General features: G+C 46.2%; 9 protein-coding genes and 1 pseudogene. 3 read left to right on the plus strand and 7 right to left on the minus strand.

Annotated elements, in window-relative coordinates; translation table 11 throughout:
- Positions 1 to 9: 9 nt before the first annotated feature.
- From ACNFVB_RS07150 to ACNFVB_RS07160, 3 genes and pseudogenes are all read right to left on the minus strand, one after another.
- On the minus strand, positions 10 to 951 hold the full coding sequence (locus tag ACNFVB_RS07150; protein ID WP_348548393.1) for an ABC transporter permease: 942 nt from the start codon (positions 949 to 951) through the stop codon (positions 10 to 12).
- A 343-nt stretch (positions 952 to 1,294) separates the two neighbouring features.
- Complete coding sequence (basC, locus tag ACNFVB_RS07155; protein ID WP_430737015.1) at positions 1,295 to 2,641, minus strand: putative histamine N-monooxygenase; 1,347 nt, start codon at positions 2,639 to 2,641, stop codon at positions 1,295 to 1,297.
- Between the two features lie 95 nt (positions 2,642 to 2,736).
- A pseudogene (locus tag ACNFVB_RS07160) lies at positions 2,737 to 5,705 on the minus strand (condensation domain-containing protein).
- A gap of 89 nt (positions 5,706 to 5,794) precedes the next feature.
- On the opposite strand from ACNFVB_RS07160, the gene ACNFVB_RS07165 reads away from it, so the two are divergent.
- The 3 genes from ACNFVB_RS07165 (at position 5,795) to ACNFVB_RS07175 (ending at position 10,320) form a co-directional block, all read left to right on the plus strand.
- The gene (locus ACNFVB_RS07165; protein ID WP_430737016.1) at positions 5,795 to 7,438 is read left to right on the plus strand and encodes a (2,3-dihydroxybenzoyl)adenylate synthase; all 1,644 of its coding nucleotides are present in this window, start codon (positions 5,795 to 5,797) and stop codon (positions 7,436 to 7,438) included.
- Positions 7,439 to 7,486: 48 nt separating this feature from the next.
- A complete protein-coding gene (locus ACNFVB_RS07170) occupies positions 7,487 to 8,356 on the plus strand; it encodes an isochorismatase family protein (protein WP_430737017.1) in 870 nt (289 codons plus the stop codon).
- A gap of 98 nt (positions 8,357 to 8,454) precedes the next feature.
- Positions 8,455 to 10,320: an AMP-binding protein gene (locus ACNFVB_RS07175; protein WP_430738489.1), complete on the plus strand. Its 1,866-nt coding sequence runs from the start codon at positions 8,455 to 8,457 to the stop codon at positions 10,318 to 10,320.
- A 245-nt stretch (positions 10,321 to 10,565) separates the two neighbouring features.
- Here ACNFVB_RS07175 and dhbA read toward each other — a convergent pair whose 3' ends face one another.
- From dhbA to ACNFVB_RS07195, 4 genes are all read right to left on the minus strand, one after another.
- Positions 10,566 to 11,324 (minus strand): 2,3-dihydro-2,3-dihydroxybenzoate dehydrogenase, encoded by a 759-nt coding sequence (dhbA, locus tag ACNFVB_RS07180; RefSeq protein ID WP_430737018.1) that lies wholly within the window; start codon positions 11,322 to 11,324, stop codon positions 10,566 to 10,568.
- Positions 11,325 to 11,354: 30 nt separating this feature from the next.
- Entirely contained in the window at positions 11,355 to 12,518 is a 1,164-nt protein-coding gene (locus tag ACNFVB_RS07185; RefSeq protein WP_430738490.1) for an isochorismate synthase, read from the minus strand.
- Positions 12,519 to 12,644: 126 nt separating this feature from the next.
- Positions 12,645 to 13,502 (minus strand): 4'-phosphopantetheinyl transferase family protein, encoded by an 858-nt coding sequence (locus ACNFVB_RS07190; protein ID WP_193011453.1) that lies wholly within the window; start codon positions 13,500 to 13,502, stop codon positions 12,645 to 12,647.
- A complete protein-coding gene (locus tag ACNFVB_RS07195) occupies positions 13,477 to 14,247 on the minus strand; it encodes a thioesterase II family protein (RefSeq protein WP_430737019.1) in 771 nt (256 codons plus the stop codon). The genes ACNFVB_RS07190 and ACNFVB_RS07195 overlap by 26 nt, the downstream gene beginning before the upstream one ends.
- Positions 14,248 to 14,256 lie beyond the last annotated feature (9 nt).

Below are 14,256 nucleotides of genomic sequence, written 5' to 3' on the forward strand. Positions count from 1 at the left end.
TGGTTACCGTCATCTGACACCCCTCATAATCAGCATGAGGAAAACCACGCCACCAAGCCCGCCTGCCGTAAGACCAATAGGCACCTCAAAAGGATAAATCACCAGCCTGCCAAACACATCACACAGCAGCAGCAGACATGCACCGCCTAGCGCCACAATGGGCAGCGTTCGCGACAGGTTTTCTCCATACTTTAGTGCCACCAAATTGGGTACGACCAACCCCACAAAAGGTATCGCTCCGATGGTGATGACTGACGCGGCGACGGTCACTGACACCAGTATGAGACCCAAAGCGGCAGTAGTGACATAACTTAGCCCCAAACTGGCCGCCATCTCCTCACCCATACCGACCACCGTAAAGCGATGCGCGTAGACATAAGCGAGAATGATAATGGGCAAGATAATATAAATCAGCTCATAGTGACCTTGAACCACCCGCGAAAAGTCCCCCAATAACCAGCCTTGCATACTTTGCAAAATATTGTGTTGGTAGGCATAAAACTCAGCGATGGCGCTGAGCACACTGCCATACATCAAGCCAAGCACAGGAATCAGCACAGAACGCTTAAGCTGAATGCGACTGATGATATAAATAAAAATCAGACTCGCAGCAAAACAAAAGCCCAGCGCAAACATCATCTTACTGCCCGTACTCGCATTAGGAATCATCGTCAGTGACACTAAAATGCCAAGTTTGGCGGCATCCATTCCCCCTGACGTTGCAGGCTCAACAAATTTGTTACGCACGATATGCTGCAAAATAACGCCACTGACTGACAGCCCTACCCCTGTCAGTATCAGCGCAATCAGCCGTGGTATACGACTGGCCGTGAGCGTCAGCCATGCGTCCGTAGAAAAAGAAAATAATTCCGACCACATTATCTGTTTGGTGCCAATCATAAGAGAGGCCAGACATAACGTGGCAAATAAAACCGATAACCTAAATATCATGAAAAATCTGCTGCGCTTGAGAATAGAGTTTCACTCATAAGCGTCAGTGGTAACAAAGCAGTGTTAGTGATGCGCCAAACGACAGCTATTGTCATCAACGACAAAAATATCGCTGTAAATATAGCCATACTTAGCAGATGTTTGGCACCGTCTAACAAAATTCAGCTGTTTTAACACATCTTATCGGCATCATCAGACCGATACAGACATGCCCCACTATACTTATAATAAAAAACAGAAAAAAAACTGTGCTTATCGTCAGTAAGACAGCACCCCCATTGATTCACCACCAAACACATAAGTGGTTTACTTCTTTATCTTGATCAACATACCCTAAGCGTCATCACCGATCTAAGAGCGCATCTTCAGGAATACCATACGTTTGAAAAGCCGTGCCGCTCGCAATGCGATACGCCTCGCGACCCAATAACTGATTGATAATCACTGCATTGCGATTGGCACCAATACCCAAATCTGGAGAACCGACCCCTTGTTGGAATATTTCTGAATTTTGTATAAATATTCGTCCCAAACCTGCATCACACCTAAGTGCCGTAAAGTCTTCTTGCACTATAAAATCCTCATTACTATCCGTTGCCAGTACCGACCCTTTTAATTGCGTCAGCCATTGTGGCCAGTCATGCACATAACCGACAGCAGCAATCACGGCGTCTGTCTCTAGGGCAAAGCGCTGCGCTAGTTGCGTGTGCAAACACTTGATCTCAAGCGCCCCTGATTGGACATTTTTTGCAATAGCTTCTACTTCGCAGTTGGGATGTAGTGATAAACCCGTAGGCTTGCCACCGATGGAACGCTCATACAGCAGATCATATATATCGGCGATGGTTGAGTAGCTGATTCCTTTATATAACAGCCCTTGATTCCCTGAGATGTCACGGCGTTTTTCTCGAGACAGGCTTTGGAAGTACTGCATATAAGCGGGTGTAAAGCACTCTTGACCAAGCTTTGAGGATTCCATAGGATGAAAGCCTGCTGAGCGGCTGATCCAGCGAACGCCCGCCCCTGCGGCAACTTTCGTAGGCGTCAATGATCTTAGCAGTGCCAGTACACATTCAGCCGCACTTTGTCCTGAACCAACGACGGTCACTTTTTGGCATTGCGCTAAGGCTTGTTGTAAGGAGGCAAACTCTGCCGCATGCTTGACCAAGGGATGATTACTTTCGGACAGCCATTTGGGTATATTTGGTCTTGTACCAATACTAATGGCCAGATTGGTGCTGCGATACTGTTTTTTCTCTCCTTGTGTTTTTCCTCCTGATGCTGATGTACTGTCGACGACAAAGTGATCTTGCTTGGCATCATAAGTGACATTGTCAACATGCTCACCAAAATGGCAGCTGGGTAACTGCGTGGCGGCCCAGCGGCAATAGTGATTGTATTCAACGCGCGGGATTAAAAAGTGCTCATAGTAATAAAACTGGTATAAGCGGTCATGCTGATGCAAATAGTTTAAATAGCTCAGCCTATGACATGGATCTGCCATCGTGACAAGATCGGCAAAAAAAGGAACTTGCAGCGTCGCACCAGACAAAAGCAGTCCTTTATGCCACTGAAACTCGTGCTTACGCTCTAAAAACTTCGCCTGAATAGTATGATGCTCTAAGAGCAATGCCGCCAAGCCCAAATTAAAGGGTCCAATACCAATAATGTCGGCAATTTTTTTATTCATTGTGCATAAACCCTTAATGTCAAACGATTCCAATATTCAATAGTGCTGATTTTTAAGCAGCGGCATGTCTCTTTTGCAGCGCTTTGTTGCGCGTGCTACCCAGTCTTTAAGAGCCGCTGCACCTCGGTCACATCGCGGCAATGCAGTAGCTGCGCTGGCGAGAGCTGCACGGCATAAGTATCATAAAGGCGCTTTGAGATGGTTTTGAGGTGCTGAGGACGCAGACCAATGGTCATAAAATTCATGGTTTTATCGACAGGGGTATCACTCACCTGACCGATGGTATCCAAGTAAATATCAAATAGGGCTTGCTGACAAAACGTGGTAGTCACATCAGCGTTTTGCTCTGTAGCGACAGGCAGATATGACGAGACATCAAAGTGAAAGGCTTGTGAGGCAACCATTTGATGTATCGCGGTATCGATAGCCTGCAACAAGCAGTCAATGGTCTTGGTGGCAATGGCTTTGGGCACATGATCGATATCAAACACGAGCGCGCCATCACGCTGGGTGGTAAAGCGAATGTCAATCGCGACCTGCGGCGTTTGGGTTAATCCACGCTCTAAACGCATTGGCGTATCTGCTGTAAGAACTGGCCAAGACAAACCATTGGTAATCACGATAGGCAACACAGGTGCGGCATTGAATTTTTCAAAGAGCAATCGCGCCAAATCTACTCCTGAAAATGACAAATGCTGTAAGCTTTCGAGCACATCGACTTGCAAACTTGAAGCTTGCTGAATGAAGTTTTTTGTACCAACTGCCCACTCAACCGCTATAAACGTGGAGTTATTGACTAGCGTCCCTGTGTATAAGGGTAAAACAGGCACCGCAACCACGATGGATTGCTGTACCTGCACTTGTGTCTGCACTTGTGAGAGCAGCTCTAGGATAAGCGCCATAATCACAGAGTTTTTAAACAGCCCTTGTTTTGCCCCAATCTTCCCCAATTGCCGAAACGTATCTGCTGGTACGACCAAACTGCGGCGCACAAAATGGGCAGCGCCCAGCTCATTTAATGGTCTGATCCATGGCAATGCAGGCACATTGGTAACGACAGACAGCTTTTGTACCCAATAAGCCATATCCACTGCACGAGACGCCGCTTTAGATTCAGCTGTAGCAGGCGTGTCTGTTGTCACAGTGGGCATCGTCATATATGTGGTGGTAGACGGCGCTGCCAACAGCTCAAGCATTAAAGACGCGATCGCACGGCCATCAAGAATGAGCGCATCAAAACGCATAAAGAGGCGCAAAAAGCCATCTGTTAAATGAAAAGCCGTGATGTTCCAAGGCGCGCCCTGCAAATCAAACATCTGGTGCGTATACGTCTCTCGATAAGACTGTAGATAGGTAGTGGCTTCTTGAGCTGAGAGGTGGTGCAGATCAATCTCTTGTAGATTGATACAGAGATCATGACACACATACTGAGTCAATGTGGTCACATTGATATGAGTGCGCAGACTCTCATGCCGCTTAACAATATCCGTCAAGCGCTGCTTGAGCACAGCCATATCCATACGACCATAGTATTCACGAAACTCCTGCATGGCAACGCCGCCAAGCGGTAGCTGCGTCGTACGACCAAGTAGATAGGCTTCTTGTATCGCGGACAATGGCTGCTCGTCAGTCATTATGGTTTTGTGATCGGCTGGCTGCTCAGGTTGATAAATAATGCCTTTGGGCAGTTGATTAAACATCATATCCAGAACAGCAGGATTTTGACCGACTTCTCTCAGTAAGCCGATAAATGAGTGAAACAGCGCAGTGACCCATGCCAGTGGTAATGTGTCTAGACGTATGTCCCAATTCACCAGTACGCCATTCTCCACACGTACCACCTGAGCATCCAAGGCAACCTGCGGACCTTGAGATGTTGTCCATGTCATTTCACCAAAAGCTTGTTTGACACTTTCAGAAAACAGCACCCCTTGTGGTAAATCCAAAGCGGCAGTAAACACCACAGGCGTCTGCTGGGCAGCACCATGATAGCGAGATAAATCTCTCATGATATTGACACCCGCATAATGGGTATGGTCTAGCAGCTCAATCATTTGATCAGCCACATCTTGACAAAGCGTACCCAAGGTTTTGGCTGCCGCTGTGTCTATATTGACAATGACAAAATTAGAAAAATCGCCAATACACTGGTCAATATTCTCTACCACAGGCGCGCGCCAAAAGGTTGGAACATTGAGCCTAAAGAAAGTATCTTGGGTGGCCTGACACAAGGCAAAAGCAAACAAACCAAGCATCATGCTAGAAAAAGTGATTTTTCGCTGACGTGCCAGCTGCCGTAACGCTTGGTATTCTACGCTTGTCAGCTGCTCACTGAGACAATGACTCTGCGCCGTTTTTGCTGCGTTATTACTCACTGGCAATGAGGGCATTGGGGCGATATCTGGAAGACGCGCCCGCCACCATGCTTTGTCTCTATGATGGCGCTGCTTGATGCTTGCATCTGCTTGCATGGCTTCATGCCAATCAAAAAAGCAGACAACAGGCGTAGCAGTGGTGACTATGCCTTGATAACACGCCGCCAACTCCTCTATCAACTGACAAAAGCTGGAGGGATCGACCGCGATCATATCTGTGTCAATATGCAAACGAAAGTTTGATTGATTGAGCAGACTGATGGAGTACCTTGCCGTTTGACCACTGGTCAGATCCAGCTGCTGGTGCGTCCATTGCTCACGTTTATCTTGCAAATACTGTATTTGTTTTTGGGGAGTTAGCACGCTTAAATCATCAATTTCAAGCAGGGTTTTTGGTGCAGATGCAGCAATAGTAGCAATGCCATCTGAGCTGAGGCGCATTCTCAAGATAGAGTGCTTCAAATGCATATGCTGTAAGGCCGACTCTAGCTTTTGTAAATCAATTGATTGCCCATCAAATTCAACATAAAGATGGGCAGCCACCCCACCTAAAAACTCAGATTCGCTGATACGACCAAACCAGCAGGCTGCTTGCATGGGAGTTAATTCACTCATGATGTGCTTACTCAGTTGACAAAATAATATATATGAGGCACTGTATCACAAATGATAATCATTAGCATTAACATTTACAAACAATAATTGATGATTGTTGTTTTATTGCCCTGATATTTTTTTTCACTATGACGTAGCACCGTTTCGCTAAGGTTTTGACAATATGATTAAACCGCTTATTAAATTTTATCCTTGGCCAAAAAACAGAGCGCAGCACTATATAACCCAAGGCTATTGGATCAATGAACCACTGACACATATCCTGTCTCAGCGCTATGCCAGCGACCCTAAAGCGACGGCGCTGATCTGCGGTGATCGTCAGCTCAGCTATCAAGCGTTAGATGACTTATCTACCCATCTAGCCCATCGCATCAGCGCTCAAGGTATTGGCAAAGGAGACACCGCCTTGGTGCAGCTGCCCAACACGGCTGAATTTTATATTGTTTTTTTTGCGCTATTAAAAATAGGTGTCGTTCCCTTAAATGCGCTTTATTCCCATCGGCAGCATGAGCTACGTAGCTTTTGTCAGCAAATTAAACCACAGTTACTTATCGTGTCAGCGACTCACGAGGTGTTTAAAGACGATGACTTTATTAATGAGCTTCATGCTACTGATCTGAGCCCGCAGCTTGTCTTAACCCTGAATGACGCTGCAAATACGGCAAGTAAATACAGACTGGAGACATGGATAGCAGCCAGCGATATGGTGGATGCTGACGATGCGCATCCTGTGCTCTACTCGCCTACCCCCGCCGATGAGGTGGCTTTTTTTCAGTTGTCCGGCGGTAGTACGGGCACGCCCAAGCTAATCCCGCGTACACACAACGACTATTACTATAGTGTCAGAGCGAGTGCTGATATTTGCAGACTGGATACTGATACGCGGCTGCTTTGCGCGCTACCGGCACCGCACAATTTTATGATGAGCTCTCCTGGCGCGCTTGGCGTGCTGTATGCAGGAGGCACAGTCGTTATGGCACCTGATCCTGAGCCCTTAAAATGCTTTTCAATCATTGCGCGTTATGGGGTCACTATGGCGTCACTAGTACCAAGTGCGGTCGTGGCGTGGATAGAGCAAGCGCCCAAACATGCAGCACAGCTGAAAACCTTGCAGCTGATACAGGTCGGCGGGGCAAATTTCTCTGAGACGCTCGCACGAAAAGTGCCTATAGTATTTGGCTGTGCTTTACAGCAGGTTTTTGGTATGGCTGAGGGACTGGTGAATTACACTCGCTTGGATGATGCTGATGAGCAAATATTCACTAGCCAAGGGCGACCGATAAGTCCAGATGATGAGGTGATAATTGTTGATGAGCAAGGCAATCCTGTCCCAGAGGGTGAGGTGGGCATGCTGACCACCCGCGGGCCTTACACTTTTTGCGGATATTACCAAAGCCCTGAGCACAATGCCAACGCATTTGATAAGAATGGCTACTATGCCTCTGGCGATTTGGTACAGCGCACCCCTGAGGGCAATTTGCGCGTTGTGGGGCGCGTCAAAGACCAGATCAATCGTGGCGGGGAAAAGATCGCTTCTGAGGAAATTGAAAACCTCATTCTTGCGCATCCTGATGTGTTAAACGCCGCGCTCATCGCCATCACCGACCCGCGACTTGGTGAAAAAAGCTGCCTCTACATCATCTCTCGTGACCCTAATATCAAAGCATCAACGCTACGGCGTTATTTACTAAACACAGGTATTGCTCAGTACAAAATCCCTGATCGTTTCAAGTTTATTGAGTCTATGCCCTTAACCGCCGTGGGCAAAACCGACAAAAAAGCCCTGCGTACTCTTCAATTACTTTAATGATTTTATGACCATCCCAATACTTTCAAATTCAATAGCGAGCCTTGTATGACCATCAAACCCCTCTCCGACTACCCCATGCCGCAGCCTGAAAGCTACCCCGCCAATAAAGTAAATTGGCAACTCGATGCCAAACGAGCCGTACTTCTAATCCATGACATGCAGCGTTATTTTATTAATTTTTATGAGACGGACAGTACACTTATCAATACCTTGATCCAGCATTTAACACGCCTGCGCCAATGGGCTTATGACAATGGCGTCCCTGTGGTATATACCGCCCAGCCTTATGAGCAGCCAGAGGAAGACCGCGCCCTACTCAATGCCATGTGGGGCGAAGGCTTGCCAGCATCGACAGCCGATCAGCAACCCATTGTCGATCCGCTCACCCCAGCTGACACAGATACCGTCTTGACCAAGTGGCGCTACAGCGCGTTTGCCCGCTCAGACTTGCAGGCGCGTATGCAAGGCTGGAACCGTGACCAGCTTATTGTGGGCGGGGTTTATGCCCATATTGGCTGTATGGTGACCGCTATAGATGCGTTTATGAGTGACATTCAATGCTTCTTAGTCGGTGATGCGGTTGCTGACTTCTCAGAAGCGGAGCATCGCATGGCATTACAGTATGTGTCTTCGCGTTGTGGTCAAGTGCTAAATACCGAGGCGATCGTTGGGGCAAAAACGGACAAGACCACCAAACAGTGGCTTCATACCCGAGTTGAGCAGTTCATTGAGGAAGAGGAAGAGATCGACCCTGAGGAGAATTTAATTGTCTACGGGTTAGACTCGCTTAGGATCATGCAGCTTGCCGCCGAGTTTAAAGGATATGGCGTTGATATTGGTTTTGAAGAGATTGCACGCAATCCAACCTTGTCTAACTGGTGGGATTTGATACAACAGCAGCAAAAGTCAGCCTAAATAGTTCCCCTAGATAAAAGGATATAAAGAACGTGAGTGATGACCATCTAGAGGGTGTTTATACTCCCAACCAAGACGCTGCATTTGCAAACGTCGTATTGCATGACTATCTTGCTGCGATTAAGACCAATATATTGGTCACACCGCCAGATAAGACCGCGCTTATTTTTGCTGATCAATCGATCAGCTATCATGAGGTGGGGCATCATGTTGCAGCAATAATGACCATCTTTAGGCAGCAAGGTATTCGTGCTGGGTCTGTTGTGGCCATTTGCTTGCACAAGAGCCCTGAACATGTCTATACCACGATTGCATGTGCCTTAATGGGTATCGTTTGGCTGCCTGTTGATATACAAGCACCGCGCTCAAGGATTGACTACTTACTGACCAATAGTCGGGCCGACTTTGCCGTCAGTCAGGGGCCACTATCGCCGCTGTCTGGTATTCAAATAACGATCATTAATATTGATACCGCGCGCGGTCATAACGAACCGATAGATCTGCGTGACTGGTCTTGTGCCTATGATTTAAGCCGCCGCCCTGCCTACTATCTCTATACTTCGGGTAGCACAGGAAAACCAAAATGTGTGGTCTTAAACAATCAGGCAACCGCCAATGTCTTGCAACAAACCATAGCACACTGGGACATCACTCATAATGATGTTTGTATGGCTATCACGCCTTTTCATCATGACATGTCTGTATTCGATATTTTTGCGCCCCTATCAGTGGCAGCGACGTTGGTCATCCCAACTACCGAGCAGCAAAAAGATGCGGGTGCATGGGCAACATTGATCGCCAAACATCACATCACACTGTGGTGTAGCGTGCCTGCCATTGTCGATATGTTATTGACGGTGAGTGGTCATGATCAAATCAAGACCCTGCGCTTAATTGCCCAAGGCGGTGACTATATCAAGCCATCTATGATTGCCCTGCTCAAACAGACCTTGCCCCAAGCACGGCTGTTTTCTTTAGGCGGGCCGACAGAAACCACCATTTGGAGTATTTGGCATGAGATCCTTGACGACGATCAACACACCATTCCATACGGGAAGGCCTTAGCACACAACCAGTATCACATTCTAAATGAGCAGCACGCGCCTTGTGAGGCTGGTACTATCGGCACCATGTATATGTCTGGCATCAATTTATCAAATGGCTACTTATTGGATGGAGAGACACATCACAATGACTTTGTGCCTATTGAAACGATAAATGGCGGTGTGGTCATGGCCTTTAAGATGAGTGATTTGGGTTATTATCGAGATGATGGTGCAATCATATTTTCAGGACGCAAGGCAGGCTATCTCAAGGTCAAAGGCGTACGCATTGCAGCATCTGAAGTTGAAAATTCATTATCTAGCCATCCTGCCATTCATCATGCCGTAGTGATCAGTTGCACAAACCCTACCACCGATATCAATGAGCTGGTGGCGCTTTATACCATCGACAATATCGACAATACGCATGACATAAGCAATACCAACCGCGTGTCCAAGCAACAGCTGGGCGCTGTTGATCTAAGAGTCTATCTAAAAGATCAGCTACCAAGCTCGCACATTCCCTCTAAGTTTTTATTAATAGACGACATACCGCTGACAGCGAACCACAAAGTCGATCGCAACAAGCTATTAAGCCTAGCACAGGAACGATTATCTATAGCGCCAACATCTGTAATAATGCCTGTCACAGCGGGCATACCCACTGATCCCAGCCTGTCAGCAGAAGTGATTGATACCATCTTGACCTTATTCAAAAGCCATCTACCCGAGCATCAAACGCAAATGCTGAGGGGCGATACGCAACTGTTTGCTTTAAACCTAAAACCCAAACAGCTGATGACCATTGCCACACAGCTGTCACAGCAGCTGAATGTCTCACTTGATTTTTATTCACTGGTGGCCTGTAAAACACTGGGTGAGGTAATGACAAAAGTACAGCTTGCTTTAGACCGTCCATAAAGCTGCGCTACATAAAGAGGATCTAAAAAGGGTTTACCGCAGTAAACCTTTTTTAGATCCTCTTTATCTTTTTTATGTCTTTTTTAAGTGCTCATATAGTCTATCCATTTTAAAAAGAGTACGGTTCTACTGGGGTAAATTGTACGAAGCATCTGTCACGCTTGCGAACAGCCAGCGAGGAAAATTTATACCAGTAGAACATGATGACCGTACCACTTTTATTTTGGATTAACTATACCACCGTGCTAGCACCCTAACGTCGCACCACCATCCACCACCAGATCCTGCATGGTGATGTGTGACGATTGATCGCTTATAAAAAACATGATCGCGTTGGTGATGTCTTTAACCTGCGCTATTTTTTGTAGCGGTATGCCAAGTTTATACTGTTGAAGACTGCCTGTAATGGTGGTTTGCTCGCCATTGTCATCTGTCCATAGCTGCGTTTGCATCGCCGTCCCCGTGGATCCTGGTGACACCACATTGGCTCTGACACCATATTCAGCCAGCTCTAATGCGACGGTCTTTGTGAAGTAAGTCAGCGCCGCTTTTGATGCTCCGTAGGCAGACATATTGATACGCGGCATCGTGGCGGCATTGGATGACACCACAACGATACTGCCACTGCGTTTTTCTTTAAAATAAGGCGTCAATTTTTGGCAGAAGTGAAAAAAAGAAAACACATTTACCGCAAAGGTATCCAGCCAATCTGTCGATGGTATATCATCGTGCTGTCCCAAATGTAGGACACCTGCAACATGAATGAAATAGTCAGGAGGACTGACCGTTAATAGTGTCTCGCATAAATGTACAATCTGTTGTTCATCTCGAATATCGCAAATGTGTACCTGCTGTTGTAGTGCAGCGGGCAGTTTGTCTTTGGTCTTATCGATACCGATGACCTCAACATCCTCGTTCAACAGGCGCTGCATCACATCTGCGCCAATGCCTTGATTGACGCCCACCAGCCACGCGGTTTTTTTTGTCACAGTGTGGTTTGTCATTATGCTGCTCCTTAAGTGGGTTTGAGTGGTTTACGCGCTGGTGTCACAGAGGCGTAGTATGGTTTTCATTTTGTCTTCTGTCTCACGCCACTCCGACTCTGGGTCAGACCCTTCGACGATACCAGCACCCGCATACAATCGTAATTTTTTATCATTCAGTAGCCCGCAACGAATGGTGACGAGCCACTCGCCATTGCCTTCTGCATCCATCCAACCCACCAAGCCTGTGTAATAGCCGCGCTCATACCCTTCATGCTGCAATATAAAATCTTTGGCCAATTGCGTTGGTGTACCACACACTGCGGGGGTTGGGTGTAGTTTTAATGCCAAGCTCAAAGCGTTGGGCGCCGCTTTTTTTAGTGTGCCTTGTAATATTGAGGACAAATGAAACATGGTCGAGGTTTCAAGCACTTCTGGAAACTCAGACATACTCAGCGTCACACAGTCTGCCACCAGGTTGCGCGATATATTTTCGACAACGATTTTATGCTCGTGCTGATCCTTGATCGACTCATGCAAGGCTCGTTGGTTTCTTTGATTGTGCTCTAAGCTATCACGCTTGGGTCTAGAACCCGCTAGAGGATTGCTCTTAACGAGTCGATCATTTTTAGACAATAGTAACTCTGGGCTCGCCCCTAGTAGGTACTGCTGATTGTCTACGGGGATTACAAAGTTATAAGCGGTTGGGTTCTTATCTAGCAAGGCGTCTAAATAAAAGGCTAGGTTCTGCGACTCATCAAAACTAACATCCACTGCTTGTGACAGTACTATTTTTGTTAGCTCTGTATTTTTGAAAGTCTCTAACGCATAGTTGACGGTTTTTTTAAACTTATCTTGATCCACCAGTAAAGTCTTGTTCTTGATGTGCGTCTCGTTTTTTATCAGATCAGCTTTCAGATCAGATTTTTTGGTTTTTTTGTCCGACTTATCGTAGTCACTATAAAAATTTAATACCGCGTCATTTCTGATATCAAAAGGAATAGCAGCAATTAAGATTGGATTTTTATCGCCATTATTTTTCATCTCTTTAAAACGATCAGCAATACGCTGATTAAAATGCACCGTATCTGCTGCAGGTGTCATTAGCGTCTGCGAAAAATGCTTGCCGATCAGGTGATACTCCTTTGTGGAAAAGCAGGCAGAATATGATTCATGATTCGTCGGTGTTTCTAAATAGTGTTGTAAAGACATAATTGATATCTCACTGTGGTTATTGATGCATCGATCATTATTGCTACTTACTTTTCTTAAATATTAATAATAGTAATTTTGATAATTATTATCATTTGTAAATTATAGGCGGTACTTGTTTTGATATCTCTAGGATAGAGAGCAGATGGTGATGATATGCTGCCCTGTCATCACCCATTGCACCTGCATCACCGTTTGGGTCAGTCCGTTTGCTTGTACCTTCTGCGTGCCATCAATGATGGTAAAAGTCATAACCTCACCAGACACGCCTATATACTCAAACGCTAAAAAACTCAGTAATATATTGTATTTGGCGTATATCGCCTTAATGAGACTCTCTTTAGCAGAAAATATCATTAAATAGATATAATGATTTGGATGTATGCCACACAAATACTCTAGCAGTGTCATAGTTTCTTGATGATTTAAAAAAGCATGATTATTTAAACAAGCATAGTGCTGAGGCTCAGCACGATCAAAGCAAACCTGATGCTCAAAACAGACATTGTTTATTTTGGCCTCAATATCCACCCCTATAGCACTACAATTCTGCATAGATGATTGCCGATAAGCGCAACAGATCGCCGTACACGATGTTTTGTCACCTGTGTGGCTAATACTTCCCGTCATGCCATCTGGCCATAGCGGCTCGCCATACTTTCCTTTTAATACGGTAAAATGAGCCAAGCCCAACGCCTGTAAGGCAAGCTTTGCCGCCAAGCGCCCTGTCAAAAAATCCAGCTTTCGCTTTGTGGATACGCGGGTTACTGCCTCTGGTAAGTCAATATCAAAACAAGCATACGCCGCCTCTATCGCAAAATTGGCGGTCAATACACTCACAGACAACTGATGTATTTGGTGATGCGCGAGCACTATGGTGTGATACGTCAGCCGAATATGCTGTTGTATGTCACTCAGCGCCCGCGCATCTTGTGCCAATAAAGCACTGGTGTCCGATACCTCACGCTTTATGGTGTGGTAACGCATACAGCAAATCCTCTTCTATTTTTTTTAGCATTTGCGCACGCGATGACGGATTTAAAAAATAAAAATGATCGCCTGTCAGTGCATGACACCCCAAAAAAACCTCAGAATGCGCCTGCCACGCTTGCATCATCGCCTCGTCTTCGATATCTGGATCATCAATACCATAAAATACAATTAAAGGCGCGGTTAAGGGCGCAGGTGTATTGGTTAACTGCTGACAGATAAGCTGGTCACTGACAGAAAAATCATTACGAATAATGGTCAAGAAATAGTTCAGCGCTGCTGTATTTTGTAAAATCTCAGATGGAAAATTATTATAATGCGTCAGTTTTTCGATAATCTCATCATCCGTTAAGTGCTGCCTGCCACAGATATGTTGTAAATATTGCGGCGTTGGGCGACTGCTGACCACCACCAATGCCAGCAATCCAAGCGCATCCTGTGTGCGCAGATGATCGATCACCGTCCACAACAAAGCGCCACCGACACTATGTCCAAATAAAATATAAGGCATGTCTTTATAGGACATAATCGTCTGAGCAATGTCTGCCGCCAATACATTTGGATCATTAACCAAGGGTTGCCCCGATCTGCTACCATGCCCCGGATACTCTATCGGTATGACTTTTATATGGCGATGTTCACAGGTCTTGGCCATTATCGGCTGCCATGCGCGATAGATCGCAGAGCTGCTGCCGGCTGGTGGCAGACAAAACAGGTGATAACAGTTATTCATTGACGTCATATTTACCCA

Origin of the sequence: Psychrobacter sp. VH5, from assembly GCF_050572635.1 — a bacterium.
GTDB classification, from domain to species: domain Bacteria; phylum Pseudomonadota; class Gammaproteobacteria; order Pseudomonadales; family Moraxellaceae; genus Psychrobacter; species Psychrobacter celer.

Bases quoted from the DNA above. Each gene is read 5' to 3' on its own strand.
- ACNFVB_RS07150 (WP_348548393.1), bottom strand. From the start codon at position 951: ATGATATTTAGGTTATCGGTTTTATTTGCCACGTTATGTCTGGCCTCT.
- basC (WP_430737015.1), bottom strand. From the start codon at position 2,641: ATGAATAAAAAAATTGCCGACATTATTGGTATTGGACCCTTTAATTTG.
- ACNFVB_RS07165 (WP_430737016.1), top strand. From the start codon at position 5,795: ATGATTAAACCGCTTATTAAATTTTATCCTTGGCCAAAAAACAGAGCG.
- ACNFVB_RS07170 (WP_430737017.1), top strand. From the start codon at position 7,487: ATGACCATCAAACCCCTCTCCGACTACCCCATGCCGCAGCCTGAAAGC.
- dhbA (WP_430737018.1), bottom strand. From the start codon at position 11,324: ATGACAAACCACACTGTGACAAAAAAAACCGCGTGGCTGGTGGGCGTC.
- ACNFVB_RS07190 (WP_193011453.1), bottom strand. From the start codon at position 13,502: ATGCGTTACCACACCATAAAGCGTGAGGTATCGGACACCAGTGCTTTA.
- ACNFVB_RS07195 (WP_430737019.1), bottom strand. From the start codon at position 14,247: ATGACGTCAATGAATAACTGTTATCACCTGTTTTGTCTGCCACCAGCC.